At 60.1% G+C, this 25,312-nt stretch carries 22 protein-coding genes; 10 read left to right on the forward strand and 12 right to left on the reverse strand.

The window, feature by feature from the left end:
- Positions 1 to 58: 58 nt before the first annotated feature.
- From ACILSE_RS19445 to ACILSE_RS19455, 3 genes are read left to right on the forward strand one after another with little or no spacing between them, the layout of a single operon-like run.
- The gene (locus ACILSE_RS19445) at positions 59 to 574 is read left to right on the forward strand and encodes a hypothetical protein (RefSeq protein ID WP_395719098.1); all 516 of its coding nucleotides are present in this window, start codon (positions 59 to 61) and stop codon (positions 572 to 574) included.
- Positions 571 to 1,125: a hypothetical protein gene (locus ACILSE_RS19450; RefSeq protein ID WP_395719099.1), complete on the forward strand. Its 555-nt coding sequence runs from the start codon at positions 571 to 573 to the stop codon at positions 1,123 to 1,125. The genes ACILSE_RS19445 and ACILSE_RS19450 overlap by 4 nt, the downstream gene beginning before the upstream one ends.
- Entirely contained in the window at positions 1,082 to 2,047 is a 966-nt protein-coding gene (locus ACILSE_RS19455; RefSeq protein WP_395719100.1) for a Kelch repeat-containing protein, read from the forward strand. The genes ACILSE_RS19450 and ACILSE_RS19455 overlap by 44 nt, the downstream gene beginning before the upstream one ends.
- Here the strand turns inward: ACILSE_RS19455 and ACILSE_RS19460 are convergent, their stop codons facing one another.
- The 5 genes from ACILSE_RS19460 to ACILSE_RS19480 all read right to left on the reverse strand — a co-directional run bounded on the left by ACILSE_RS19460 (position 2,048) and on the right by ACILSE_RS19480 (position 8,365).
- Positions 2,048 to 2,824, reverse strand: coding sequence for an SDR family oxidoreductase (locus ACILSE_RS19460; protein ID WP_395719101.1), 777 nt, complete (start codon positions 2,822 to 2,824; stop codon positions 2,048 to 2,050).
- A gap of 4 nt (positions 2,825 to 2,828) precedes the next feature.
- A complete protein-coding gene (locus ACILSE_RS19465) occupies positions 2,829 to 3,638 on the reverse strand; it encodes an HpcH/HpaI aldolase/citrate lyase family protein (protein ID WP_395719102.1) in 810 nt (269 codons plus the stop codon).
- Complete coding sequence (locus ACILSE_RS19470; protein WP_395719103.1) at positions 3,635 to 4,597, reverse strand: Gfo/Idh/MocA family protein; 963 nt, start codon at positions 4,595 to 4,597, stop codon at positions 3,635 to 3,637. Before ACILSE_RS19470 ends, ACILSE_RS19465 begins: the two co-directional genes overlap by 4 nt.
- Entirely contained in the window at positions 4,594 to 5,583 is a 990-nt protein-coding gene (locus ACILSE_RS19475; protein WP_395719104.1) for a Gfo/Idh/MocA family protein, read from the reverse strand. The genes ACILSE_RS19470 and ACILSE_RS19475 overlap by 4 nt, the downstream gene beginning before the upstream one ends.
- A gap of 70 nt (positions 5,584 to 5,653) precedes the next feature.
- Positions 5,654 to 8,365 (reverse strand): DUF1592 domain-containing protein, encoded by a 2,712-nt coding sequence (locus ACILSE_RS19480; protein WP_395719105.1) that lies wholly within the window; start codon positions 8,363 to 8,365, stop codon positions 5,654 to 5,656.
- 123 nt (positions 8,366 to 8,488) lie between these two features.
- Between ACILSE_RS19480 and ACILSE_RS19485 the strand changes: the two genes are divergently transcribed.
- From ACILSE_RS19485 to ACILSE_RS19495, 3 genes are read left to right on the forward strand one after another with little or no spacing between them, the layout of a single operon-like run.
- Positions 8,489 to 8,893 (forward strand): FKBP-type peptidyl-prolyl cis-trans isomerase, encoded by a 405-nt coding sequence (locus tag ACILSE_RS19485; RefSeq protein ID WP_395719106.1) that lies wholly within the window; start codon positions 8,489 to 8,491, stop codon positions 8,891 to 8,893.
- A gap of 18 nt (positions 8,894 to 8,911) precedes the next feature.
- The gene (locus tag ACILSE_RS19490; protein WP_395719107.1) at positions 8,912 to 9,664 is read left to right on the forward strand and encodes an SDR family NAD(P)-dependent oxidoreductase; all 753 of its coding nucleotides are present in this window, start codon (positions 8,912 to 8,914) and stop codon (positions 9,662 to 9,664) included.
- 32 nt (positions 9,665 to 9,696) lie between these two features.
- On the forward strand, positions 9,697 to 11,109 hold the full coding sequence (locus tag ACILSE_RS19495; protein ID WP_395719108.1) for a N,N-dimethylformamidase beta subunit family domain-containing protein: 1,413 nt from the start codon (positions 9,697 to 9,699) through the stop codon (positions 11,107 to 11,109).
- Here ACILSE_RS19495 and ACILSE_RS19500 read toward each other — a convergent pair whose 3' ends face one another.
- The 6 genes from ACILSE_RS19500 to ACILSE_RS19525 all read right to left on the reverse strand — a co-directional run bounded on the left by ACILSE_RS19500 (position 11,110) and on the right by ACILSE_RS19525 (position 18,867).
- Positions 11,110 to 12,459, reverse strand: coding sequence for a DUF1501 domain-containing protein (locus ACILSE_RS19500; RefSeq protein ID WP_395719109.1), 1,350 nt, complete (start codon positions 12,457 to 12,459; stop codon positions 11,110 to 11,112). It lies immediately after the preceding gene.
- Between the two features lie 5 nt (positions 12,460 to 12,464).
- Positions 12,465 to 12,998 carry a hypothetical protein gene (locus ACILSE_RS19505; RefSeq protein ID WP_395719110.1) on the reverse strand — a complete coding sequence of 178 codons (534 nt, stop codon included), beginning with the start codon at positions 12,996 to 12,998 and terminating at the stop codon, positions 12,465 to 12,467.
- A 104-nt stretch (positions 12,999 to 13,102) separates the two neighbouring features.
- Positions 13,103 to 15,085: a DUF1549 and DUF1553 domain-containing protein gene (locus ACILSE_RS19510; protein WP_395719111.1), complete on the reverse strand. Its 1,983-nt coding sequence runs from the start codon at positions 15,083 to 15,085 to the stop codon at positions 13,103 to 13,105.
- Positions 15,082 to 16,632: a polysaccharide lyase gene (locus ACILSE_RS19515; RefSeq protein WP_395719112.1), complete on the reverse strand. Its 1,551-nt coding sequence runs from the start codon at positions 16,630 to 16,632 to the stop codon at positions 15,082 to 15,084. The genes ACILSE_RS19510 and ACILSE_RS19515 overlap by 4 nt, the downstream gene beginning before the upstream one ends.
- Positions 16,633 to 16,761: 129 nt before the next feature.
- Positions 16,762 to 18,420: a M56 family metallopeptidase gene (locus tag ACILSE_RS19520; protein ID WP_395719113.1), complete on the reverse strand. Its 1,659-nt coding sequence runs from the start codon at positions 18,418 to 18,420 to the stop codon at positions 16,762 to 16,764.
- 42 nt (positions 18,421 to 18,462) lie between these two features.
- Positions 18,463 to 18,867 (reverse strand): BlaI/MecI/CopY family transcriptional regulator, encoded by a 405-nt coding sequence (locus ACILSE_RS19525; RefSeq protein WP_395719114.1) that lies wholly within the window; start codon positions 18,865 to 18,867, stop codon positions 18,463 to 18,465.
- Positions 18,868 to 19,006: 139 nt separating this feature from the next.
- Here ACILSE_RS19525 and murA point away from each other — a divergent pair, with 139 nt between their 5' ends.
- Complete coding sequence (murA, locus tag ACILSE_RS19530; protein ID WP_395719115.1) at positions 19,007 to 20,269, forward strand: UDP-N-acetylglucosamine 1-carboxyvinyltransferase; 1,263 nt, start codon at positions 19,007 to 19,009, stop codon at positions 20,267 to 20,269.
- A 4-nt stretch (positions 20,270 to 20,273) separates the two neighbouring features.
- Here murA and ACILSE_RS19535 read toward each other — a convergent pair whose 3' ends face one another.
- A complete protein-coding gene (locus tag ACILSE_RS19535; RefSeq protein ID WP_395719116.1) occupies positions 20,274 to 21,134 on the reverse strand; it encodes a LysR family transcriptional regulator in 861 nt (286 codons plus the stop codon).
- An 81-nt stretch (positions 21,135 to 21,215) separates the two neighbouring features.
- Between ACILSE_RS19535 and ACILSE_RS19540 the strand changes: the two genes are divergently transcribed.
- The 3 genes from ACILSE_RS19540 to ACILSE_RS19550 all read left to right on the forward strand — a co-directional run bounded on the left by ACILSE_RS19540 (position 21,216) and on the right by ACILSE_RS19550 (position 25,302).
- On the forward strand, positions 21,216 to 22,031 hold the full coding sequence (locus ACILSE_RS19540) for a sugar phosphate isomerase/epimerase family protein (protein ID WP_395719117.1): 816 nt from the start codon (positions 21,216 to 21,218) through the stop codon (positions 22,029 to 22,031).
- Entirely contained in the window at positions 22,028 to 23,362 is a 1,335-nt protein-coding gene (locus tag ACILSE_RS19545; RefSeq protein ID WP_395719118.1) for a polysaccharide lyase family 1 protein, read from the forward strand. The genes ACILSE_RS19540 and ACILSE_RS19545 overlap by 4 nt, the downstream gene beginning before the upstream one ends.
- 1,127 nt (positions 23,363 to 24,489) lie before the next feature.
- On the forward strand, positions 24,490 to 25,302 hold the full coding sequence (locus ACILSE_RS19550) for an alpha/beta hydrolase (protein WP_395719132.1): 813 nt from the start codon (positions 24,490 to 24,492) through the stop codon (positions 25,300 to 25,302).
- The last annotated feature ends 10 nt before the right edge of the window (positions 25,303 to 25,312 follow it).

Below are 25,312 nucleotides of genomic sequence, written 5' to 3' on the forward strand. Positions count from 1 at the left end.
GCGGGCTTGACGGAAAGTTCAATGCGATTGGTCACGACTGTAAGGACACCTCCCGCCCATGCCATCAACGGACAGCCTGTCATCGCCGCTGCCTTACACCGACACGAAGCCGGTCGGGCACGCTGATTTCTATTTTGCGACGAACGCCACCTTCCGCTTCATCAAACAGCGGCACGGCATGGAGGGCTTGAGGCGTTACTGGCAAGACATCGGTCGCGAGTATTATCGGCCCGTGTCGGAGCGATGGACAGAGAAGGGGATGGCTGGAGTGGTGGAGTATTGGAGGGCTTTCTTCAAAGCGGAGCCTGGAGCGGACGTGGAAGTGCATGAATCGCCTGATGAATTGCAGCTGGAGGTGAAGACCTGTCCGCTCATCACGCATCTGCGGGCGCATGGCCGGGAGATCGTGCCGGAGTTCTGCCAGCACTGCTATTTTGTCAGCGAGGCCATCGCGGAACCGGCGGGCCTCGCGGTGCGTGTGTGCGGCGGCAATGGAAGCTGCACGCAGCGCTTCGTGAAGCGTCACGCGGCCTTCGAACCGCAAAACCTGGAGGACATCGCCACGGCATCATGATCGGCTGCTACGACTTCTGCGGGCATTACGAGTGGACTTTCGAGTGGTTGAACCGTCTCGGCGGTCACGAGTTGGTGAGAGCCTACTGGGACGAGGCCATTCATCAGGATTCGCAGCTCCACGCGTCGGAGTTGATCAGTGCGAAGGGCTTTGAGGGCATGAAGGAGTATTGGGGGCCGACGCTGGCCGATGAAGGCGCGGTCTATGAGCGTACGGTCACGGATGACGTCTTCCGCATCGACATGCACGAGTGCCCGTCGAAGGGCTTTTTGATCCGCAACGGCCTCAAGCAATACAGTGACTACTGCGACCACTGCATGGGCTGGATCGGCCCCTTGATGAAGGAGGCTGGATTCGTCATCGACCATGAGCACAACCACTGCGGCCAGTGCTGGTGGGAAATGCGGCGCAAAGAAGACGCGGCACCCGCCAGCGCCCCAGGAGAGCTCAGCGGCGAGAGTGACGTGCGCCTCCGCCCCGGCTGGAGATCCGAACACACCGACCACTATGAACGAGCGACTGATTCTGATGACAAAACGGCTGTTTCTTAGCTTCGCCCTTGTTTCCACCGTTCACGCGCAATGGGAGAAACTGCCACCGCTGCCTGAGCCGAATGGCGGGTTTGTCTGCGGAGTCGCGGCTGGCAAAATCGTCGTTGCTGGTGGCACGAATTGGGCAGGCGGGAAGAAGAACTGGCTGAAGGCGGTGCATCTGTTCGATGTTAAGGTCGGGCAGTGGGCGACGAGGCCCGACTGGGCGGTGAGGCGTGCCTACGGAGTCTGTTTTCAAGATGAGCGGGGCATGGTCATCGCCGGTGGTAGTGATGGTGTCAGTTCCGTTCGCTATATGGTCATGCTGGATGGCTCGAACCTTGGGATTTCAAAGGAACAAGAGCTTCCGGCCAGCATCGTTTTGTCCGCCGGGGGCAGGGTGGGCAAAAAATTCTATGTGGTCGGCGGCACTGATGATGCCGCGAACATCGCCGGGGTCACGGGGACGACACATGTCGTTCTGTCTGGCAAGACGGAGCGTCTCGCCGATTATCCTGGCAAACCCTTTGCTGTGGCGGCCTCGGCAGTCGCAGGTGACGAACTGTTTGTCTTTGGCGGCATGAACTATGACGAGGTTGCCAAGGCGGCGGTGAATTCGTCGGAGGCCTTTGCGTTTTCTCCTGCGAAGAACGCATGGCGCAAGGTGAAGCCTCTGGTGGCCGCGAATCGTGGATTGACGGCTGTGGCGCTGGACGAGCGGCACATTTACCTCGCTGGCGGCTACACGGATGATTTCACCGCCGAGGCGGCCATCTATGATGTGCAGTCGGACAACTATCGGAGAGCCAGGCTGCTTCCGTATGCGGCGATGGTGGGGCTGGTGAAGCACGATGGCTTCGTTTACTGCCTCGGCGGGGAGGACAAGAAGCAGTCGCGGACGGACAAGTTCTTCCGTATCCCGGTGGCGGAGCTGTTGAAGTGATCACTTTGCCGTGTAGCCGCCATCGACGGGGAGGTTCACGCCGGTGATGTACTTGGAGGCATCGCTGAGGAGGAAAATGACCACGCCGCCCAAGTCGGTGTCATCGGCCATGCGGCCGAGCATGGTGTGCTCGCAGTAGCGTTGCAGGAAGGGCTCGGGCTGATGATTAAAGAAGCCACCGGGGGCCAGGTTGTTCACGCGGACGTTCCGGGGGCCGTAGAGCGCGGCGTAGAAGCGGGTGAGGTTTTCCATGCCGCCTTTGTGGAAGAAGTAATCCGGCGGCATGTCGCCCATGTTCGTGCCGGTGTAGAGTTCGTAGCTTGGGCCAATCATGCCCTGGATGCTGCCGATGTTCACGATGCTGCCGCGACCCGCCTCGGCCATCGTCTGGCCAAAGTGACGATGCATGAGCATGACGCCCGTGGCATTCACCCGCATGGATTCGGCAAATTGCTCCGCCGAACCATTCGCGCCTTTCATCGGACGCAGCACGGCGTTGTTCACGAGGCCGTGTAGCGGGCCAAACTTGGCTTTGATCCGATCATGCAAAGCGATTACGGAGGTTTCATCGCCCTGATCGAGCGATTCGGCGAACACCTGGTGGCCCTTCGCGGTTTCCTCATCCGCCACGAACTGGAGCTTGCCCATGTCCCGCGCCGCGAGAATGAGATTCGCGCCAGTGGCGGCCAGCATCGCGGCAAGTCCACGGCCGTAAAGGCCCGCGCCGCCGGTGAGCAGGATGGTTTTGCCCTGAAGCGAAAATAGATCGGGCTTCATGATGCTATTTGGATTTGTAGATTGAGTCACTGCCGGTGGTCGCCACGCCGCCGCCAAAGTCACCGATGAGCTTCTTGAAGGCGTTGCCGAGTTCGAGCACATCCGCGCCGAGGGTGAAGAGGCGGGTGCCTTCCTCGATGAGCTGGTCTTTTTGACCGAAGAGCGAGGCGACGGCGGGATGCTTGCCGTGCTTGAGAGCGGCGGCGGCGACTCTTTTCCGTGCGGCTACGACATCGGGATGAGTGGCCTGGCCAAGCTTGCCGATGCGGTGGCTGAAATCGCCCGCTCCGAAGAGCAGCATGTCGAAGCCGGGCACAGCGGCGATTTCTTCGACAACTTCGAGTGCCTCGGGGCTTTCGATTTGAAGGATCACGAATTTCTCTGTGTTGCAGTGATGCGCGTAGTCCGCCAAGGGCACCTGGCAGAAGAGACCGTCCATGTTTCCGGCGTCGAGCGCCTTGCTGCCGATGGGACGGCAGCGCACCATGTCCACCACGTTACGGGCTTCATCAGCGCTGGTCACGTGCGGGACCATGATGCCGGTGGCATCGCACTCGAAGGGCTTGATGTAGTCGCTGTAGCTGCCCTTGTTAACGCGGACGATGGTGTCCATATCGTAGAGCTTCGCGGCGCGGATCTGGTGCTCGAGGTTCAGCCAGTCATTTGGCACATGCTCGTTGCAAAGCCACACGGCGGAGGCTCCGGCGAGTCCGGCGAGCTCGACGATGCGCGGATCACCCATGTTGAGTTTGATGACGGTGCTGTTTTGACCGGCGCGGAGTTCGCGAAGGATGCGGGATGGTCGGAGTTTCATGAGTTGGTTTCGGAAAGAATGTCGGTAATCTGAATGAGAGCGCCATTTTGCTCGCGGCTGCGACGACCAGCGATGATGACTGCCATGAGTTCGACGGTTTCGTCAAAGGGCAGGGGGCGTATGCCGGTGGGCACCATGTCGATGAAAGCGATGAGTTGTCCGCGAAAGGCATTGTAAGTATCGGTGAGGCGCAGAGGGATCTGGCCTTTCGTACCATAGAGATGCACGGCACCAAAGCTGCCGTAGGCGTCGTGAATGGCGCCGATAGTGATTCTGACACCGCTGCGATGCGTGATGTGCATGACGTCCCCACCCGCATCATGGTGTGCTTGAACACTGACAAATCCCGGACCCAGCAAAGGCTCGACCGCTTCGAGCGCGTGGATGCCGTAGCGTTCCCATGTTTTGCAGGTGAAACTGGTGATCCAGCGCAAATCACCGATTTGAGCCTGCTGTTCGGCGCTCAAGCGCATCTCCGGTGCGTAGCGCATGCCACTGGTGGAAAGAATCACGGCTCCTGACTTGTGCCACTGCACAAACTGCCGCAGATCGGCAATGTTGGTGGCCATCGGCTTGTCCACAAAGACGGGAAGACCGGCTTCGATGAACGGCTTCACGCGGCGAACATGGTCATCGCCGTCGTCGGTCGAAATGATCGCGGCATCGACGTGTTCGATCACGTCTTCGGGTTTGGCGACGATGCTTTCGATCAAACTGGCTGCGGCGACTTTCGGTGCGTCTGCGGGATCATCGGTCCAGAGGTGGGTGACGCGTGCGCCGGGAATGCGCACGTTTTCGACCCGTTGTTTGCCGAGATAGTCGAGAATTGCGGGATACGGGCACGCGGCCATCGCGGCGGGATCGAAGCCATTGACGATGGCGGACCACGAATAGGGATGACCGTTGCCCTCGATCATGCCGAGCATCGCCAGACGTAGTTCTTTGCCAGCGTTGCTCATGGAATCGTGATCGGGAGACCCGTGGCGGCGGACTGGAGCGCGGCGCGATTGAAACGCAAGGTTTGCACGGCCTCGTCGAAGGTGCAAAGAGGCGTGGGTTTGCCTTCCATGCCGTCAAGAAAGGCGTTCGCCTGAGCGATGAATAGATCATCGCGCTCCAGCGGCGGCGCGGTGTGCCAAGTCCAGTCCGTCTCGCCGAGCATCATCGAACCCCAGCGCTGGGCGTGCGATTCGATCTTCAAGCTGCCTTGTTCGCAGTGAATCTCGAAGATGGCTTCGTTGGCGGCTTGAAACTGCGTCATCGCGTAGCTGGCGAGTACGTCGCCATGCCGACCGCTGATGTTGACCGTGTCCTCGACGGTTACGCCTTCCAGCCGCTGATGCGCGGCGTCGCAAAACACACGGGTCATCGGTCCGACCATCCACTCCATGGCGTTCACCAGATGAGTGAGAGCGTCCTGGATGGCGCCGCCACCTGTTTCGTGGCGTGTGTAGTAGATTTCGCGGTAGGCCGGACGGAAGGTTGGAAAATGCTGTCCGGCGACGACACTGGCGTGGAGTGGTTTTCCAAGGGTTCCACCGTGCAAAAATTCCCGGGCGGCAGCCACCCATGGAAAACAGTGAAACACATAAGCGACGGCGGTAAACCGGCCGCCATGGGCGATGACGGCGCGGGTTTCGTCCACTTCGTCGAGTGAGACAGAGAGCGGCTTTTCAATGAGCAAAGCCGCTCCGTGCCGTGCCCCCTCACGAGCGATGGCGAGATGTGTCTGCGCGGGAGTGCAGATGATCAGGCCGTCGAATTTTCGTTCCTCCAGGGCCTCTTTGAGGGTTGAGCACGTCTTTGCGCCATATCGAGCGCCCACATCGGCCAGCAATTTCGGATTGGCGTCGCAAACACTGACCTCGCTGCGCCCGGTCTTTTGAAAACAACGAAGGTGGCGTTCGCCGATGCTGCCGCAGCCGATGACGAGAATGGAATGCATGTGAGGCGAGTAAACGCGGAGCTGCGCCCCGTTCCATGATGAAATGCCTGGTCAGTGCAAAGAACCAGGGTCACTCCGAATCCTGAGTGACGCGCATCTTCTGAAACGGGACGCTTTCACAGACGGCGAGGATGAGGTCCTGGAAGCGGTCGCCCGAGGCACGGGTGCGCTTCACGATCTCCTCGACCGTGGGTTTGTCGGAGTATTCGATGCCGCGGCCGAGCGCGTAGGTGAGGAGGTTTTCAGCAAGATTCTTGACGAACTGGGCACTCATGTCACGCACGAGCAGGGTGCGCAGATCTGCGAGGTCTTGGAAGGTCTGCCCGCGCACGAGGCTGCCGGAGGCGTCGATGGGCTGTTTTTTCTCCTGATCCCGCCAGCGGCCGATGGCATCGTAGTTTTCGAAGGCGAAGCCCATGGGGTCGAGGAAGGCGTGGCAGCCGGCGCAGGAGGCGTTGCTGCGATGCTCGGCGAACTGCTGGCGTAGGGTGAGGTTACCGAAGCGGGCTTTTTTTTCATCCAGCGGAGGAACTCCGCCGGGCGCGGGTGGCGGCGGGGTGCCGAGAATTTGCTCAAGCAGATACTTGCCCCGTTTTACCGGCGAAGTGCGGGTGGGATTCGACGTGAGCGTGAGGATGCTGCCATGCGTGAGAATCCCGCCGCGCGGCGTGCCTTGGAGCGACACCTTCTGGAACTTGTCTCCTTTCACGCCTTGAATGCCATAAAAGCGTGCGAGCTTGTCGTTCACGAAGGTGTAGTCGGCATTGAGAAACTCAATGACGCTACGGTTCTCATGCAGGATGTGGTCAAAGAGCATCTGCGACTCTCTTTTCATGAGATAACCCAGACCTCCCTTCCAGTCCGGGAAAGCCCGCGTGTCGGGCGAGACGATATCCATGTCCCGCAGTTGCAGCCACTGGCCCGCGAAATTTTCACCGAGGCTGTATCCGCGCCAGTCGGCGAGCATGCGCTTGAACTCGCCAGCGAAGTTTTTGCGCAGCTCGCCTTTGGCGGCGAGTTGCAGCAGACGGTCATCTGGCGGCGACGACCATAGAAAATACGAGAGCCTGGAAGCGAGGCTGTATTCGTCGATGAGAGCCACGCCGTTTTTCACCTCGCCAACAGGCTGCGGCGAGCCGCGATAGATAAATCCGGGCGAGACGAGCATGCCGCGCAGCACATAGCTGAGCGTGTCGAGCGGCTGCAGCCCTTCTTTATGACCGAGATCGGCGAAGGCATGCCATTTGGACTTTTCCTCATCGCGCATGGGACGGCGGAACAGGCGCGCACCGAGCTTGTCCACCAGCGCGTGGACTTCGCTTTCAGCGACGCCACCGGGCTGATCAACCGGCCCTTCAATGGTGAGCTGGTGCAGCCAGAAGTTGCGGTCCTGGCGGGTTTTCTCGTCATAAAAGTCGTTCAGGAACCAGACCTGAATTTCGTGTTTCCCCTCAGGCAGCTCGGCCTCGGCCCTGAACCACTGCGGGGCTTGATTCTTGGCGGTGACGGAGAATGAGCCTGCGTTCTTGCCCGCGAGACGCACGTCGAACTTCGCCGGCTCGCCGCCGGCTTGCTGCGCTCCTGCCTTAATAATGAGGCGATATTTGCCGGCTTTGGTGATTTCGACCGGATGCTTCACATAGCCGCTGCTGGCGAGTTGGATGGCCCCGGTGTCGCGATTGGAGTCTCCTTCGCCACGCTCGAAATCCTCTCCGCTGAGCTTCATTGCGGGAAGGCCGGCGGGTTTGCCATCCAGCAGCCATTGCACGAGGCGTGTGCCGCGTGGCGGCAGCAGTCCGAAGGGGCCTTCGATCTCGATCTTGTCGATGGCGAGATTGCGGTCGCGCCTGTCGGGGTCGGGATTTTGCGGGTCGCTGAAGTCATTGGTGAAGCGCACCACGATTTTTTGCTCGCCGCCGTTGAGCTGGACTTCTTTTTTGATCGTCTGCCACGGACCTTTCTCGCCGTGATAACGAGCTGTCACATCAAACTCGCCCAATTCCTTGTCACCGACATGCAGGGCCAGTTTCGCTGCATCAGGACCGGCCTGCGTCGCGGAAACGCGCAGTTTAAGCACATAAGTGCCGCTCGCTGGCGCGGTGAACTTTGTTGCTGCCTCGGCGTTGCTGTGAAACCAGCGCACGCCGTCCCATTCCTTCGTTTCACCCTTCTGATTCCAGAATTTCTTCGCGCCGAGTTCGAGGTCGATGCGCTCGACTTCGGAGGTGTCGAATGCCTGCTCCGCCACGGCGTTCGCGGCGCGAATGTACTTCTCCATGAGCAGCGGCGAGACGCTGAGGACATCGCCGATGTTGTCATAGCCGTAACCAGTGTCGTCCGGCGGAAACTCGTTCGCCGGACGCATGTCCACCATGAGCAGGTCGCGGATGGTGTTGTTGTATTCCGTGCGGTTGAGGCGGCGGAAAGTGACGTGGCCAGGGTCGATCTTCTGCGGGTCGAACCAGAACACAGTGCTGTCGATCCAGGAGACGATCTCATCGCGCTCGGGCAGGGACGGCTTGTCCTTTTTCTCCGGCGGCATGACGTGCGTGACGAGTTGCTGACGCGCATGGTCCCACATCACCTTGTCCGCGATCAATTTCGAGTACTCGGGATATTCATCGAGCGCGAAGTCGCCCTTGTCAGTGCCGTCACCGTGGCAGTCGTAGCAGTATTTCTGCAGCAGCGGCAGGATGCGCTGGTTGTAGTCTTCCTGACCGCGTTCGGCGGCAGAAATCAGGCAAGGCAAAGCAATGCACGCGAATGTGAGGCGGCGGAGCATGAAAGAAAAGGGGTTTGGGGGTGCAAATGATACGTTCGGAACATGCCTTGGATTTCGGTGAAACCAATGTGTGAATTGCGGTTGCGCCCGGCAAATCCTGCGCTGAAAACAGCAAGCCCCATCATGTCAAAAACCGCTCTCGAAAACGGCAAAGCCTTCCTGCAAGAAAACGCCAAGAAACCCGGCATCACCACAACCGCCAGCGGCCTGCAGTATGAGATCCTGCGTGAGGGCGCCGGTCCCAGTCCGAAGCTGAAGGACACCGTGGTCGTGAACTACCGAGGCACCTTGCTCAACGGCGTCGAGTTCGACAGTTCCTACCTCGCCGGACGCGAGCCGGCCGAGTTTCCGCTGAAGCGAGTCATCAAAGGCTGGCAGGAAGGTGTGCAACTCATGAAGGAAGGGGCCAAGTTCCGTTTCTTCATCCCGTCCGAGCTGGCTTACGGCAAACGTGGTTCCGGAATCGACATCGGGCCAAACGAAACACTCATCTTTGAGGTGGAGTTGCTGAAAGTCTGGGAGGACTAGGCACGATTGATTCGGCCCATGAATCAAATCGACCTCAAAGATAGAGTTGCCATCATCACGGGTGGCGCACGCGGAATCGGCTACGCCATCGCTGAACGGCTCCTGCAATCTGGGGCCCACGTGTGCCTCTGGGATGTGGATGCATCTGCGCTTGATGCTGCGAAGTCCGAGCTTTCAGCGCTTGGCAAGGTTCACACCGCGACGGTTGATATCACCAGCATGACCTCGGTGGATGCCGCTGCGGCTTCGACCATCGGTGCTTTTGGCAAGATCGACATTCTCGTGAACAACGCAGGCATCGCGGGAACCAACGCAAAAACCTGGGAAACCGATCCCGCTGAGTGGCAGCGCGTCATGGCGATCAATCTGAACGGCCCCTTCCACTGCTGTCATGCCGTCGTGCCGCACATGCTCAAGAACGGTTACGGCCGCATCGTGAACATCGCTTCCATCGCTGGCAAGGAAGGCAATCCGAACGCCGCGCACTACAGCGCTTCGAAAGCAGGCGTGGTCGCTTTGACCAAGTCGCTCGGTAAGGAACTCGCCACCAGCAACATCATCGTGAATGCGGTCACGCCGGCGGTGATCGAGACGGACATCCTGAAGCAGCTCACGCAGCAGCACATCGACTACATGCTGTCGAAGATCCCGATGAACCGCTTTGGCAAGAAAGAGGAGGCCGCTGCGCTTGTCGCTTGGCTTTCCTCCGAGGATTGCTCGTTCACCACGGGTGCAGTCTTTGATTTGTCAGGTGGACGCGCGACCTACTGATCAGATTCAGCAGACGCGTGCGTACTCTGCGCATGTCCTTGATCACCGAAGAAAACGCCAAGCCCGGCTCAAACGACTGGCAGCTCACCCGCATGCGTCTCGATGGCAGCGGCTTTCGCTCTCCGCTGATTGAAGGCTACTGCTCACGGCAGTCGGTGAAGGCCGGCGAGACGCTCGACATCTTCGTCAGCACGAAGCCCGCGTCCCGCTTCAAGATCGAGATCTTCCGCACCGGATACTACGGCGGCAAAGGCGCTCGCTTGGTGACCGAACTCGGTCCCTTTGATGGCAAAGAGCAGCCCGTGCCTGGCATTGGCGAGAAACGCCTGCGCGAATGTCGCTGGGAGAAATCGACCTCGCTCACGATTCCGAGCGAGTGGCTGAGTGGTGTGTATCTCGGACGGTTGACGACTTTGCCCGCCTCGAAGGACCAGCCGTATTGGCAGAGCTACATCGTTTTCATCGTCACCGATGACCGCAAGGCCGATATCCTCTTCCAGTGCAGTGACAACACCTGGCAGGCCTACAACAGGTGGCCGGACAATTACTCACTCTACACCGACCCGAAGGGCAATCAGGGCCCGTGGTCGGATGTCAGTTTCGACCGGCCCTACGCCAACTACGCGCAGATCTACACGAACCCGCAGTCCGTGGGCAGTGGCGAATGGCTCTGCTTCGAGTTTCCCGCCGCCTACTGGCTGGAGAAGGAAGGCTACGACGTGACCTACTGCTCGAATGCCGACATGATCACGCCAGATCACGGTTTGAAGTGCAAGGCCTTCATCAGCATCGGCCACGACGAGTATTGGGACATCCGTCAGCACGATAGCGTGGCAAAGATGCGTGATGCAGGCGTCAATCTGCTCTTCCTTTCCGGCAACTCCGTCTGCTGGGTGACGCCGTTCTCTCCAAACGCCGATGGCGTGCCGAACCGCCGCATCTTCCGCGGTGGTCCGTATGGCGGCGACTACAAGTATGCCGTTTCTCGGGAGCGTGATGTCGGCCCCTTTCCGCATCGCGGACCGGATGAAGGCTACCTCATTGGCGTGCGCAACATCGATCCCGTGAACGGCGGCGGTGATTGGATCTGCACGAAGCCCGAGCACTGGGTCTTTGCAGGCACCGGCATGAAACAGGGCCATCTCATTCCTGGCATGATCGGCTGGGAGTATCACGGCGATGCACCGGCAGACCTGCCCGGCTTGCAAATTGTCGCCGCGGGCACCGCCTTCCAGGGCGGAACTCGACCGCAGCAGTGGCAGGCGGTGATTTTCGATGGTCCGAAGAACAACTTCATCTTCAACGCCTCGACGATCTGGTGGGCGCAGGGCCTCAGCAAGCCACCGGGTCACATGCCCGTGTGGAGCCACTACTCACGCCCTCATGGCACCGATGCACGCGTTCAGCGCATCACGGCCAATTTGCTGAAACGGGCGCTCGGTTGATCACGCCAAAATATCTTTCGCCACTTCGCCGTGCACGTCTGTGAGCCGGAAATTCCTTCCTGAATAGCGATACGTCAGCCGTTCGTGGTTGATGCCGAGGAGGTGGAGCACGGTGGCGTGGAGGTCGTGAGTCGTGATGATGCCGGTTTCGGCAGTGTCGCCCATTTCGTTGGTGCTGCCGTAGGTGAAGCCGCCTTTCACGCCGCCGCCGGCCATCCACATGGTGTAGCCGCGGCCGTTGTGTCCGCGACCGTTGTAGAGTTCGTTGTCGTAGCTCGATCCACGACCGAATTCGCCGCCCCAGAGGATGAGCGTGTCTTTGAGCATGTCGCGCTGCTTCAGGTCGGCGATGAGGCCGGCGATGGGTTTGTCGATGCTGCCCGCTTGCCGCGTGATGCCTTCGCGGAGCTGCTGATGGTGGTCCCAGCCGGTGCTGGTGAGCTGGATGAATCGAACGCCTTTTTCCGCTAGACGACGCGCCATGAGGCATTGCGTGCCAAAGCGCTCGGTGTCGCCGTTGTCGAGGCCGTAGAGTTCACGAATGTGCGCGGGTTCCTTGTCGAGACCGAGCACATCGGGCACGCTGGTCTGCATTTTGTAGGCGAGCTTGTAACTTTGAATGATGCCTTCGAGTTCGGGATTGCCCGGATCGCCCGCGAGGAGCCTGCGATTGGCTTTTTGGATGAATTCGATCTGCTTGCGCTGCTGCGCGTCGCTGAGTCGGCCATTCGACAGATCGGGAACGCCGCCGCCGGTGGTGCTGAGCCGTGTGCCCTGGAAGCTCGCAGGCAAAAACGCGCTGCCGTAGTTCATCGCGCCGCCAGTATCGGCCACGGGATTGATCGTGACAAAGCCGGGCAGGTCCTCCGCCTCGCTGCCGAGCCCGTAAACGATCCACGCGCCCATCGAGGGCCGCACAAACGTCTCGCTACCGATGTGCAGCGCCACCGTGGCCATCTGATGCGCGTTCGTGCGCGTCTGCATGCCGTTGAGGATGCAGAGGTCGTCCGCGTGCTTTGACAGCTCGGGGAACGCGTCCGAGATCATGAGACCGCTCTTGCCGCGCGGTTTGAAATCGAACGCGGTGCCCATGTATTTCGCCGTTTTGGCTTCCTGCGCCTTCACCAGCTCCGGTTTGTAATCAAACGTGTCCAAGTGGCTCGGTCCGCCCTGCATGAACATGAAGATCACGCGTTTGGCCTTCGCGGTGAAGTGTGGGGCCTTCGGGGCGAGTGGATTGATCGTCTTCGGCGGTGCCGCAGCGTGAGCATACTGCTGGTGCAGTGCATTGAACGCCAGCCAGCCAAAGCCAGCGCTGGTGGATTGGAGGATGGAGCGGCGGGTGATCATATGATTCATTCGGTGCTGTGATGCCATACTTTGTCCCGAGAATTATACACCCATGTGTCGAGGAGCATGGATGTGCGTCCTCGGCACGCAAAGTAGTATCCATCACCACTGTTTTGGTAAGTCAGAGACTTTGGGACATGCAAAATGGAAGGAAACTCGGCTGAAGTCCTCGGGTAGTGGCCGGATTGCTCAAAATGCTTCTCAAGAATCGGCACTGCCTCTGAAACGAAGTCTTTCGCTTTCACAATGACCAACTGATGATGGATTTGCCCAGATAAAAAATAGATGAAAGGCGCGGAGATCGTGATGACTGCGAGCAGCAGCACGAATTTCCACCGGGTTGTTTGTTTGATCGCAAGCAATAACAGGCCGCAAAGCGTGCTTGCTGGGAGAAACGGCCACGCAAAGCTTATCCATAGCATGCTTTGTTTGTACTCGGCGTCATTCACGCAGGCCAAGCCAACAGCCATGAGAGTGCAAATCGCCAGCCAGCCAAAGCCTGCTCTGGTGGATTGGAGGATGGAGCGGCGGGTGGTCATGGAGATGTTGGTGTTTGAACCACAGAGTCACAGAGCACACAGAGATCTGATTTTTTCAGGATTCAGTCCTCTGTGTGCTCCGTGTCTCTATGGTTGAATTGGTTTTAGAACACATATCGAAACTCCGCGGTGCCCAACAGGGCCTGCACGAGGGTTTGGTCGTCCAAATCGCGTGCATCGGTGATTTCTTCGGAAGTGGGTTCGCGGCCCAAAAGAAGCTGGTAGGTGGCTTTCGTGTCTTTTCCGGCCTTCTCGGTGATTTGAGCGGCGATTTGCTCCACGAAGGGGTTGTTCATGAAGAACAAGGCCTGCGGGGCGACGGTCGTCACATCGCGCTGGCCTTTGATTTGGGTGGGGCCGGGGAAGTCGAAGGTGCTGAAGAGTTCGGGGATGTTGTCGCGGACGACGGGAAGATAGATCGTGCGATACGGCTCCTCAATGCCGAGCAGGCCGCGCGTGATGCCGTGACGGCCTTTGCCACCGCTTCCGGCGACTTGGATGCCTTCGGGGCGGTCGAATGTGAGTTGACCGGCGAGTTGCAGCAGCGTGTCGCGCAGCGGTTCGAGTTCGAGGCGCTTCGGGTTTTGTCGCCAGCGGAGTTTGTTGCCGGCATCGGGATGCTCGGGGTTGCCGGTGGTGGCGAGACGGTAGGTGCGACTGTGCATCAGGGCGCGGATCATCTTCTTCATGCTGTAGCCGTTTTCGACGAAACGAATGGCGAGATGGTCGAGCAGTTCGGGATGCGTGGGGTCGGCGCCGGTGATGCCGAAGTCATCGGGCGTGCGCACGAGGCCTTCGCCGAAAAGATGCTGCCAGAGGCGGTTCACCATGACGCGTGAGGTGAGCGGATGCGTGGGCTGCGTGAGCCATTGGGCGAATTCGAGGCGGCCGGAACTTTGCGCGGGCACTTTGGGCATCGGTGGCAAGGCGGGGAGCTTCATTTCGCCGCGAGCGGGCGCGGTGTCGCGATCATGCGGATCGCCGCCGATGGCGATTTCGCAGTCTTTGATCTCGGCGTCGATCACGCCCATGCAGAAGTGCGGATCGTGGTCGTAGCGGATGGTTTCCTTCGGATTGCCGAGCTCGCGCAGGTCATCCATCGAGTGAATGCCTGCGGGCAGTTTTTGCGGCGGGCCGACGGCTTCATCGAGCTCCGTGGGCAGATCGACAAGCGCCTCGGGGCTGACGTAACCGCCGCTGACGCCTTCGTTGCGATTTGGTGTGCCGCTGAGGGTGCGGCTGCTGTAAAAGATGCCGGCTAGCGCATAGTAGTCGCGCATGGTGACGGGCTCGGTTTTGTGATCGTGACATCGTGCGCAAGCGAGCGTGAGGCCGAGGAAGGCGCGTCCGACGACGTCGATCTGGTCATCGACCTGATCGAGGAGGTATTGCTCGTAGTCGCCCTCCTGCACGTTCATGCTGCCGAGCGCGAGCATGCCAGTGCCGACGATTTGATCACGGCGTTGAAGCACGGTCTTTGCAGGCAGCAAATCGCCCGCGATCTGCTCGGCGACGAAGCGGTTGTAGGGTTTGTCTTCGTTGAAGGAATCGATCACCCAGTCGCGGTATCGAGCGGCATACAGAAACGGCGCATTCCACACGCGGCCGACGCTGTCCGCATAACGCACGACATCGAGCCAGTGCCGCGCCCAGCGCTCGCCGAAGCGTTCGGATTGGAGGAAGGCGTCCACGACCTTTGCGAAGGCGGCGTCGTCAGGCGAAGGATCGCGCAGAAAGGCTTCGATCTCGGTTTGAGAGGGAGGAAGGCCACGCAAATCGAAGGACGCACGTCGAATGAGCGTGGCACGCGAGGCATCGCCGATGGGACGGAGGTTTTCTTTTTCCAAACGAGCGAGGATAAAGCGGTCGAGGTCGTCTTTGGGCCAAGTGGTGTCTTTCGTGGTGGGAATCGCCGGACGCTGAAGCCGCTGGTAGGACCAGGGCGTGGGGTTGTCGTATTTCTCGGCGGCTTGGACAGAGAGAAAGCTGGCGAGACAAAGAATCAGAAGGTTGGCAACAGAATGGTGACAGCAGAATGGTCTTATTCTGTTGTCTTCATTCTGTTGCCAATTGAATTGGGATTTCATTTGATGCCTCCTTTTGCTTTCAGCCAGGCGCTGAGTGCTTTCACGTTCTGCGTGAAGTCGAGGCTGTAGATGACGCCACCGGCGGGTTTTTGTTTTTTGCCGTTCGCGTCGCGCATGACGCCGCGTTCGTCTTCGGTGATGGGCCAGGAGCCGTTGGGGGCTTGTTCTTTTAAAATGGTGGCGATGTCGGCGTCGGTGGGTGGGGAGGACCAGCGTTCTTTTTCGGTGCGGGGGAAGGTGACGGGCTCGCCGCGGGCGATCTGGCTACCGGCGGCTTGCAGGGCGTCGAGTTCGCTGTCCCAGACCCAGCCGTAGTTGGAGGAGGCACGTTTGTCGGAGTAGGTGAGCTCGAAGCCTTTGCCGCCGGGGCCGCGCTCGAAATAGAGGGGCTTGTTGGTGTTGAGTTCGTAGAAGCGGGCGAGCTTGTTGCCGGGCAGGAGCACGGTGCGGAGGTAGGTGATGGCTTTGGCGACGGGCGGGAGGTATTTTTTGTCGCCAGTGGCCGCGGCGAGCTTCAGCAGGGCCCACATGGCGGCCTGGCTTTCGCGACCACTGATGGCGGTGGGCTCGAATTGACGGCTCCACACGGGCTGCATGTCGGCGTTGTATTGCTGCGCCCAGGCGGGCTGCGGATCGGGCATCTGCGCGAGCAGGAGGAAGTCGCCACCGCGTTTGGCGGCTTCGAGATACTTTTGATCGCCATGGATCTGCCAGGCTAGCAAAAGCGTGCTCATGAGCGTGGCGTGGGTGTTGTCGTTGAGGACGTAGCAGCCGGTGAAGTCCTTCGGCCACTTGCGCGGCCAGTCGGCGGGATAGCTGGCGGGCTTGATGGGATACTTTTCGACGGGCGGCGGCGCGGTGGGCGCGTCGTCGAAATTCGCGCTCCAACCGCCGGCCGGATACTGCGTCATGAGGAGGGTGTGCAGCGCGAAGTCGGCGGCGGCTTTGATTTCGGCGTCCTTGCCACCGAGCGCGTGATCGACGCGCACGAGCAAGCGCGTGGCGGCCTGCGAGACATCGTCGTCGTAGGTGGCGTAGTTTTTCTTGTCCTGCCGACGCCACATGTGCCAGCCGGCCTCGCGCGTGGCGGTCTGCGTGCGTGGAATGGCCGTTCCATCGGCCTTGCGGCAGTAATTCTTTGATTCGCGGCCTTTGGCATCGAAATGGCCCGAGTAGTCCCAACCACCCGAAGCGAGCTGCGTGCGCGAAACGCATCGCGCGGCCTCGACGGCGGCGGCGAGGCACTTTTCGTCCTTCGTGGCCTCGTAAGCATCCAGCATCGCCATCCCGACCGCGGGCGTGCCCGGTGGCTGAATCCAGATCGTGTCAGGGCCGGGGATGCCTTCCGCTTCGCGGAGCGTGAAGTCGGCGCTGTAGCGGTAAACGTAGCCGCCGTGGGCCGCCGCTTTCGAGTGGTAGAACGAAACCGCTTTGATGGTGGCGGCGGAGACTTCGGCGGGTGTCGCGGCCGTGGCGAGCGGCGGAATGACGAAGGACGAAATCAGAATGAGGAAGGAATGACGAAGGCTGAATGACGAAGGGGACATGGAAAGCGGGTTGGTTGATGCTTTGGGAATTGGGGCTTCCTTCGTCATTCGGAATTACTCATTCGTCATTTTCGCGAGCACGCTTCTCCCACAGCAAACTTTGCCCTGGGAGTTGTCGATGATGCAAACTTACTCCGCCTTGATGCCCACGTTCTTGTTCCCGTTGTCGCGGACGGCATCGATGGTGTTGTGGAGGGCTTTGAGAGGGGTGTCGTCGTTGCCGGTGACTTCGACGCGGGCGCCGGGGTGGTCGGGGAGGAAGGTGCTGAGGAAGCCGCGGAGGCGGTTCATGGGGACTTTTTCGTCGCCGATGAGGACGGTGTCGCCGCCGTCGATGACTTTGAGGGTGAGGACTTCGCCAGAGGAGGTGGTTTCGCGGTCGCCGTCACCTTTGCGGGGCTTTTGGCTGGATTCGGCGGAGGGTTTGCGGCCTTCGCCATCGCCTTTGCGGGCAGGAGTGCCCGCATCACGTTCTGCGCCGGGCTTTTTCATGCCTTCGCCGTCGCGGGAGCCGGTGCGGGGTTTTTCGCCATCGCGTTCGCCAGTACGGGGGCGCTCGCCATCGCGCATGCCGGGTTTCTTTTCGCCATCGCGTTCGGCGTTGGGTTTGCGCTGGCCGTCGCGTTCGGCGGAGGGTTTGCCGCCTTCGCGTTCGCCGTCCTTCATGGCGGGTTTGGGGGACTCGGTTGACCTTGGTGACTCTGTTGACGGTTTTTGAGTGGTGGAGCCTTCGCGGACCTTCGGCGGGACTTCTTTTTCGGCGGCGCGGGCGGTGGTGAAGGAGTAGCCGACCAGCACGCTGAGCGTGAGGACGAGCAGGGCCTGGATGACGGGCTGGCGGGTGGTCGGGGTGGCGATCATGAGGATGCGTTGGCGCAGGGTGGGGTGGTGGCGCACGCATGGAGCCAACCCTGCAATGGCTGGTGGTGCAAAGAAGGTTTCCTGAATTCGCAGCAGCGTGTGCCCGTAGTCGAGCCGCTCGGCGGGTGAAAGAATGGCGAGCGCGCCGGCATCGCAGCGCAGCTCACGATCGGCCTGAAAGCGTGACACGACGAACCAGACGAGCGGATTGAACCAATGCAGCGCCTGCACGGCCGTGGCGGCCCAGTTCCAGAGAAGGTCGCTCTGCTTCACATGCAGCAATTCATGGAGCAGGACATGACGGAGGCTGCGCTGATCAAAACGGGTCTGCCAGTCTTCGGGGAGGAGGATCTGCGGCTGGCGGATGCCGACGAGGGCGGGGGTGGTGCCTGCGGGCATGAGGCGGATCGTGGGGCTGGAGACGGCTGCCAGAGAGGATAGAGAATGGAGGATAGAAGATAGATAGGAATCGCGGGCGATGGGGCGACGGCGGAGGTAGGCGTCAAAGCGGCGCTGGCGGTGGATGGCGGCGAGAAGGATGATGGCAGCTCCGATCAGCCAAGCGGCGAGGAGGATCTGAGAAGGCTGGACGGTATTCTGTGAGATGACGGGGGAGCGAGTCAGAACTGATTCGGATGGGCCTACGGAAGACGCGGAATACTCGGAAGATTCATAAACGACGGGTGTGCTGGAAGATTGAGTGATGACAGGGGCACTCTCCTTTTGCATCCATGACCCAAGACCAAACCCAGCCGGAATGAAGGCAGGAAACATCAGTTTCGCCCCGACGAGCATCCAGAGGCCAATGCGCCACGCGGGACTAAGGCGCGTGCCGAGCATTAGGCGCAGGCCGAGCACGGCGAGGATGAGGAGGCTGGCTTCGAGGGAGGTGCGCTGGAGCCAGTGGAGAAGCGTGTCGGTGGTCATGGCGCGGTGGGTTGGGGTGAAAGACCGTGGGAGCGAGTCTGGCTACTTTTTGAGTTTCTTCTCGGCTTGGGCCAGCACCTCACGAAGAGCGGCGAGGTCGTCTTTCGAGACTTCCTCGCGTTCCATGAGGCCGACGACGAAAGGCGTGAGGCGGCCGTTGAAGACGCGGTCGAGGAAACTGCGGCTTTCTTCGAGCTGGCAGTGATTTTGATCGACGGCGGGCGTGTAGCGGAACTCGCGGCCCACCGCTTCGACGGCGAGAGCGCCCTTTTCCGTGAGGCGGCGGATGAGCGACTGCACCGTGCGCGGTTTCCAGTGCAGGCGGCCTTCGAGTTCTTTCACGACCTCGCCGAGCGTGCTGGTGCCGCGTTCCCACAGGACCTTCATGACGGTCCATTCGGCGTCGGAAATACGGGGCGTGGCGGGGATGTCGTCTTCGTCGGGCATGAGCTTGGATTACAAATGTGATCCTTTAAGGATTACAGGTGTAATCATGCCTGGCAAACACTTTTTAAACATCCATTCTCCGCACCGGCCCCGAAGAAGCGCTTGCCACTGCGCCATTCCGCAGCACAAAGCCTGCAACATGGAAAAACTCATCGTTCACGGCGGCGCTCCGCTCAAAGGCCGCATCAACATCAGCGGCTCAAAGAACTCTTCGCTGCCGATCCTCGCTGCCACGCTGCTCACGAAGGACACTTGCACCATCCGTCGCGTGCCAGACCTGAGCGACACGAATTACATGGTGCGCATTCTTGGCGAACTCGGCGCGGAGGTGGAGCGTGCTTCCGGCGTCGTCGTGGTGAAGGCGGAGAAGATCAAGTCCGTCGCCCCCTACGACCTCGTGCGCAAAATGCGCGCCTCCATCTGCGTTCTTGGGCCTCTGACGGGCCGCTTGAAGAAATGCAAAGTCTCGCTGCCCGGCGGCTGCGTCATCGGGGATCGTCCCGTCGATTTGCACCTCAAAGGTCTCGAAGCACTCGGAGCGCAAATTACCGTGGAAGGCGGTGACATCGACGTGAATGCCAAGAAGGGCTTCAAAGGCGGCCCGATGAACCTCATGGGCAAACACGGCTCCACGGTGCTCGGCACGGACAACGTCATGATGGCCGCCGTGCTCGCCAAAGGCACGACCATCATCGAAGGGGCGGCCGCAGAGCCTGAGGTCGAGGATTTGGCGAACTTCCTCATCAAGATGGGCGCGAAGATCGAAGGTGCGGGCACCAACCGCATCGTCATCGAAGGCGTGAAGGAGCTCCACGGCACCGAACATACCGTCATTCCCGACCGCATTGAAGCCGGCACCTTTCTTGTGGCCGGCGCGATGCTGGGCGACGGCGTGACGCTGAAGCGCGTCATGCCCGAGCACATGAAATCCATCACCGATGCGATGAAGCGGTGCGGCTTCCCGATCGAGATTGGCAAGGACAGCATCACCGTGCGGCCCAATCCAGCCGCGAAAGGCTTCGATCTCACCACGCATTGCTATCCCGGCTTTCCGACAGACATGCAGGCGCAGTTCTGTGCTCTCGCCTGCGTGATCAACGACACCAGCACGATCACCGAGACGATTTTCCCGCAGCGCTTCATGCACTGCGCCGAAATGAAGCGCATGGGGGCGAACATCGACCTCCAAGGCGCCACAGCCCGCATCCGTGGCGGCTTGCCGCTGAAGGGCGCGCCGGTCATGGCCTCCGACCTGCGCGCTTCCGCCGCGCTCGTGCTTGCCGGACTCGTAGCCGAGGGCAGGACCGACGTGAACCGCCTCTACCACATCGACCGCGGCTACGAGCATCTCGACGACAAGCTGGCCGCTCTCGGCGCTCATGTGGAACGCGTTCGCGAGTAGGACGTCACGCCATCAGTTTTAACAAAGCCTGGGCTGCAGGTGAAAGCTCACCGCCTTTTTTCCACACAGCGGCGATCTGGCGCTGCATCTTCGGTTCGCGAATCGTGAGGGCGCGAATGGTGGAGGGCAGGTGAGTGGCCGCGAGTTGGGGCACCACGGCAATGCCGAGCCTGGCGGCCACCAGAGCACGCACCGTTTCGAGTTCGCCGCTTTCGCAGGCGACGCGGGGTTCAAATCCTGCCTTGCGACAGGTTTCCAAAGCAGTGTCGCGTGCGCGGCCTTTGTAAAATATGAAGGACTCGGCGGCGACTTGCTTCAACGGCACGTCTTTCTGCTTTGCGATGGCGTGCGATCTGGCTGCGAGCAACACAAAGGGCTCGGTGATGATCGTTCGCGTCACAAAGGCCGTCTTGCTGGCGGGAAGCTGAAGAAACCCGATGTCGGCGAGGCCGGATTCGACGCAATCGGCCACGCGCTCGGAATTGTCCTCGATGAGTTGCAACTCCACGCGGTCATGCTGCTGTGAAAAATTTTGAATCACTGCCGGTAGCAGGCAGGCGCTCACGCTCGGAATCGCTGCGATGACGAGTCTCCCGCTGCGAAGCTGCGCCACATCGGAGACAATCGCCTTGGCGGCCTCGGCCTGGAGCAGCAGTGCCTCGGCGCGCGGCTGGAAGGCTTTGCCTGCGGCCGTGAGCTGCGTTTCCTTGCGACCGCGGATGAACAAGTCTGTGCCCAGTTCCGCTTCGAGATTTTTCATCTGCTGGCTCAATGCGGGCTGCGCCATGTGCAACCGCTCTGCCGCGCGGGTGAAACTGCGTTGGCGGGCGATCTCCAGGAAGTAGCCGAGTTGGTAGAGTTCCATGAGCCAACATAGGCAATTCCGATGCGAGGCATCGCAAAATAATCTTTTTCTTATCACAGGATGGCGGCAGCATTCAGGAACATGAGCCGACTGTGCGTCCACACCATCACCACGAAGCCGCTGAGCCTCGAACAATGCCTCGCTGAGTTTCCGAAACGCGGCGTGAGCGGCATCACCATCTGGCGGCAGGCTCTCGAAGGACGTGATCTGGCCGCTGTGAAGCGCCAAACAGCCGATTCAGGTATGGAAGTGGTCAGTTTGTGCCGTGGGGGCTTTTTCCCGGCCAAATCGGCTGCAGATCGCCAAAAGGCCATCGACGACAATCTCCTCGCCATCGAGCAAGCCCACGCCATCGGCGCTCCGCTCATCGTTTTGGTCTGCGGAGCCGTTCCAGGCCAAAACCTCGTCGAATCACGCAAACAGATCACCGACGGTATCGCGGCCTGTTTGTCGGCGGCGGAGGCGGCGGGCGTGAAACTCGCCATCGAGCCGCTGCATCCGATGTATGCCGATGATCGCAGCGCGGTGAACACGATGCGCCAGGCGCATGAGATTTGCGATGCGCTTGGCTCGCCGAAGTCGGTCGGCATCGCGGTGGATGTGTATCACGTCTGGTGGGATCCGGAATTGAAGTCGCAGATTGATCTCGCAGGCCAAACAGGTCGTCTGCATGCCTTCCACATCTGCGATTGGAAAACGCCGACCACCGATCTCCTCAACGACCGCGGCCTGATGGGCGAAGGCTGCATCAATCTCCGCGAAATCAGCGACTGGGTGGACGCCACTGGCTTCACCGGCCACCGCGAGGTCGAAATCTTCTCCCACAAATGGTGGAGCGGCGATCAGGGCGAGTTCCTTGATCGGATCGCAGCCAGCTACGCACGGCTTTACTCATGAAACCGATCCTTGCTCTCCTGTTGATCCAGTTCTCGGCTCTTCACGCTGCCGAGCCTCTCATCGCCTTTCCCGGTGCCGAAGGCTATGGTCGCTTTGCCAAAGGTGGTCGTGGTGGTGATGTGTATCATGTGACGAACCTCGACGACAGCGGCGAGGGCAGTTTGCGGGATGCGATCAAGACCAAGAAGGCCGATGTGCCGCGCACCGTGGTGTTTGATGTCGGTGGCACGATCGAGTTGAAGAAGTCACTGCGCATCGAAGGCGTGAAAGGACTCACTTTGGCCGGACACACGGCCCCCGGCGGCGGAATCACACTGCGGGATCACGGAATCGACTTCCGCAAGTGCTCGGATGTCATCGTGCGCTACATGCGCTTCCGTTTGGGCGATGAAACAAAGACCTCGGAGGACGTGATCAACATCGGGCCGGAAGAAGGCACTTGCCGCGATGTGATCCTCGATCATGTCACCGCCACCTGGGGCATCGACGGCATCATGGACGTGTATGCAGCGGACCGTTTCACCATGCAGTGGTGCCTGTTTGGCGAGGCTCTCAATGACAGCACCCATCACAAAAAAGAGCCGCATGCGATGCTGATGTCCTTCCGCAAGATCAAAGGCAGCATCAGCATCCATCACAACCTGCTTTTCAGCAGTCGTGACCGCCATCCGACACTCGGCGGTCATCTCGACTTCCGTAACAACGTCATCTACAACTGGGAAGGCGCGTGCAACTTAGGCACTGGGAGCTTCAACCTCATCGCCAACTACTGGCGGCCAGGGCCGAACACCGACTTCAAACGCAACCCTTTCCCAATCTCCCCAAAGGTCGAGCAGTCCGATGGCACCACCGGTTTTCTTAGCGGCAACGTCTTCGAGTCCAAACCCGAATGGAGCACCGACAACTACGCAGCCGTCAAATGGGGTGTGCGCGGCGGCAAATACATCGGCGAGGTGACGAAGGAGAAGTTCGCCCAAGCTGAAGAAGTCGTTCCCGAGAGCGAACGCCCCGTCACGCAGAACGCCGAAGCCGCCTACGAACTCGTTCTGACCCAAGCAGGTGCCAACAAAGTGCGCGATGCGGCTGATCAACGCGTAATCGCAGGTGTGAAAGACCGCACGCACCGCCGCATCGACAGCCAAAAAGAAGTCGGCGGCTGGCCGCAGATCGAAACCGGCACCGCACCTGCCGACACCGACCGCGACGGCATGCCCGACGCCTGGGGAAAAGAGCACGGCCTCAACGCCAAGGATCCCGCCGACGGCAATGCCACACAAAAAGATGGTTACACGAATCTTGAGCGCTATTTGAACTCGCTAGTGAAGCCATGATCATGCGCCTCCTTCTACTGATTTCGACATTCGCCATTGTTTCGCTTCGCTCACCCCTTCGGGGCAGCACACGCTTCGCGGTGCTGGCTGTCTCGCTTTGCTCGGCTCTGAATCCGTCATTCGCGGCGGAGCAACGCCTTCTGGTTCACTGCATGCCATGGTATGCCACGAAGGATGTGAGCGGCGCCTGGGGCTGGCATTGGACCATGAATCACTTCGATCCGGAGCAGAAGAAGTGGGACGACCAGCGGAAGATCGCCTCTTATGACTACCCGCTCATCGGCCCGTATGACTCGGGAGACGATCAGGCAGTCGAATGCCAGGCATTGCTGATGAAAATCGCGGGCCTAGATGGCGTGGTCATCGACTGGTATGGCACGAGCGTCATGAATGACCACGCGATGAACCATCGCAACACGCAAAAACTCATCCCGTGGCTGAAAAAGGCCGGATTGAGCTTCGCGGTGTGCTACGAGGACCAAGCGGTGAAGTCGCTGAAAAACGGCGATGACGTGAAACAGGCCGCCAAAGACCTCGAATGGGCCGAGGAGCACTTTTTCGCGGATTCGAGCTACGAGCGGCAGAATGGCCGTCCGGTGCTGCTCGTGTTCGGACCGCAGCATTTGAAGTGGAAGTTCGATTTGAAGTCCAAACCGCTCGTGTTTGGTCTCGCGCATCTCGCGAAGGGAAACGGACTCGATGGTGCTTTCGCTTGGCCTCCAGTCACAGGTGGAAAGTCGCTTTCGCCAGAGCAGTGGAAGAAGGAACTCGGCCTTATCTATGCGCGGAAGGATCCTTTCATCGCCACCGCGTTCCCAGGCTTCAAAGACATCTACAAACAAGCAGGCGTGCACGACAGCTACGGCAGCATCGCCTCGCGTGGTGGTCTGACTTTCACTGAATCGCTCGATCAAGCTCTGCAAAGCAAGGCCCCGCTCATCCAGATCGCTACTTGGAACGATTACGGCGAGGGCACGATGATCGAACCGACTCGGAACAACGGCTTCCGCCATCTCGAAAAGCTGCCGCGCTGCGGCAATCCGGCGGATTTGCGCCTGCCGGTCATGCTTTACCAGCTCCGCAGACGCGGCGGCGATGCCAAAAAGCTCGATGAAGCCGCCACGCTGATGTTTGCGTCGAAATTCGCCGAGGCCGAGGCCATCCTCGCGAGCGTGAGCCGCGAACTCGGCAAGCGGGTCATCGATGGCGGCTACCACCTCACCACCGAGCTGCTCTATCGAGAAGAAAAGGGCATCAGCGCCGCGCAAAACCAGCGTTGCAGGCTCGATGTGTATGCTCCGGCTGGGAAGAAGACGTTTTCGACCGTCGTGTGGTTTCACGGTGGCGGTTTGACTCAAGGGGAGCGCTCGATCCCGCTCGCGTTACGCAACCAAGGCATCGCCGTCGTCACCGTGAACTACCGGCTCAGCCCCGGTGTGAAATCGCCCGCCTTCATCGAAGACGCCGCCGCAGCCATCGCGTGGACGTTCAAACACATCGCGGACTTCGGCGGTGATCCGCAGCGCATCTTTGTCAGTGGACACAGTGCCGGAGCCTATCTTTCACTGATGTGCGGCTTGGATAAGAAGTGGCTCGCGAAGCACGATGTCGATGCAGATCGGATCGCCGGACTCATCCCGCTGAGCCCTCAGGTCATCACGCACTTCACCATCCGCGACGAACGCGGCATTGAAGAAACGCAGCCGATCATCGACGACTTCGCGCCGCTGTTTCACATCCGCAAAGACGCGCCGCCCATCCTTCTCATCACGGGCGACCGCGAGAAGGAACTCATGGGCCGCTACGATGAGTGCGCCTACTTTTGGCGCATGCTGAAGCTCGCCGGTCACAAACAGACCACACTGCACGAACTCGACGGCTTCGATCACGGCAAAATGCCCGAGCCTGCCTTTCCGCTGCTGCTCAAGTTTATGGAATAGCCTCTTTTTT

Source organism: Prosthecobacter sp. (genome assembly GCF_044236155.1).
GTDB lineage: Bacteria > Verrucomicrobiota > Verrucomicrobiia > Verrucomicrobiales > Verrucomicrobiaceae > Prosthecobacter.

What these genes read in the sequence shown, in the direction of transcription:
- ACILSE_RS19445 (WP_395719098.1), top strand. Translation starts at nt 59, where the DNA reads ATGCCATCAACGGACAGCCTGTCATCGCCGCTGCCTTACACCGACACG.
- ACILSE_RS19450 (WP_395719099.1), top strand. Translation starts at nt 571, where the DNA reads ATGATCGGCTGCTACGACTTCTGCGGGCATTACGAGTGGACTTTCGAG.
- ACILSE_RS19455 (WP_395719100.1), top strand. Translation starts at nt 1,082, where the DNA reads ATGAACGAGCGACTGATTCTGATGACAAAACGGCTGTTTCTTAGCTTC.
- ACILSE_RS19460 (WP_395719101.1), bottom strand. Translation starts at nt 2,824, where the DNA reads ATGAAGCCCGATCTATTTTCGCTTCAGGGCAAAACCATCCTGCTCACC.
- ACILSE_RS19465 (WP_395719102.1), bottom strand. Translation starts at nt 3,638, where the DNA reads ATGAAACTCCGACCATCCCGCATCCTTCGCGAACTCCGCGCCGGTCAA.
- ACILSE_RS19470 (WP_395719103.1), bottom strand. Translation starts at nt 4,597, where the DNA reads ATGAGCAACGCTGGCAAAGAACTACGTCTGGCGATGCTCGGCATGATC.
- ACILSE_RS19475 (WP_395719104.1), bottom strand. Translation starts at nt 5,583, where the DNA reads ATGCATTCCATTCTCGTCATCGGCTGCGGCAGCATCGGCGAACGCCAC.
- ACILSE_RS19480 (WP_395719105.1), bottom strand. Translation starts at nt 8,365, where the DNA reads ATGCTCCGCCGCCTCACATTCGCGTGCATTGCTTTGCCTTGCCTGATT.
- ACILSE_RS19485 (WP_395719106.1), top strand. Translation starts at nt 8,489, where the DNA reads ATGTCAAAAACCGCTCTCGAAAACGGCAAAGCCTTCCTGCAAGAAAAC.
- ACILSE_RS19490 (WP_395719107.1), top strand. Translation starts at nt 8,912, where the DNA reads ATGAATCAAATCGACCTCAAAGATAGAGTTGCCATCATCACGGGTGGC.
- ACILSE_RS19495 (WP_395719108.1), top strand. Translation starts at nt 9,697, where the DNA reads ATGTCCTTGATCACCGAAGAAAACGCCAAGCCCGGCTCAAACGACTGG.
- ACILSE_RS19500 (WP_395719109.1), bottom strand. Translation starts at nt 12,459, where the DNA reads ATGATCACCCGCCGCTCCATCCTCCAATCCACCAGCGCTGGCTTTGGC.
- ACILSE_RS19505 (WP_395719110.1), bottom strand. Translation starts at nt 12,998, where the DNA reads ATGACCACCCGCCGCTCCATCCTCCAATCCACCAGAGCAGGCTTTGGC.
- ACILSE_RS19510 (WP_395719111.1), bottom strand. Translation starts at nt 15,085, where the DNA reads ATGAAATCCCAATTCAATTGGCAACAGAATGAAGACAACAGAATAAGA.
- ACILSE_RS19515 (WP_395719112.1), bottom strand. Translation starts at nt 16,632, where the DNA reads ATGTCCCCTTCGTCATTCAGCCTTCGTCATTCCTTCCTCATTCTGATT.
- ACILSE_RS19520 (WP_395719113.1), bottom strand. Translation starts at nt 18,420, where the DNA reads ATGACCACCGACACGCTTCTCCACTGGCTCCAGCGCACCTCCCTCGAA.
- ACILSE_RS19525 (WP_395719114.1), bottom strand. Translation starts at nt 18,867, where the DNA reads ATGCCCGACGAAGACGACATCCCCGCCACGCCCCGTATTTCCGACGCC.
- murA (WP_395719115.1), top strand. Translation starts at nt 19,007, where the DNA reads ATGGAAAAACTCATCGTTCACGGCGGCGCTCCGCTCAAAGGCCGCATC.
- ACILSE_RS19535 (WP_395719116.1), bottom strand. Translation starts at nt 21,134, where the DNA reads ATGGAACTCTACCAACTCGGCTACTTCCTGGAGATCGCCCGCCAACGC.
- ACILSE_RS19540 (WP_395719117.1), top strand. Translation starts at nt 21,216, where the DNA reads ATGAGCCGACTGTGCGTCCACACCATCACCACGAAGCCGCTGAGCCTC.
- ACILSE_RS19545 (WP_395719118.1), top strand. Translation starts at nt 22,028, where the DNA reads ATGAAACCGATCCTTGCTCTCCTGTTGATCCAGTTCTCGGCTCTTCAC.
- ACILSE_RS19550 (WP_395719132.1), top strand. Translation starts at nt 24,490, where the DNA reads ATGTTTGCGTCGAAATTCGCCGAGGCCGAGGCCATCCTCGCGAGCGTG.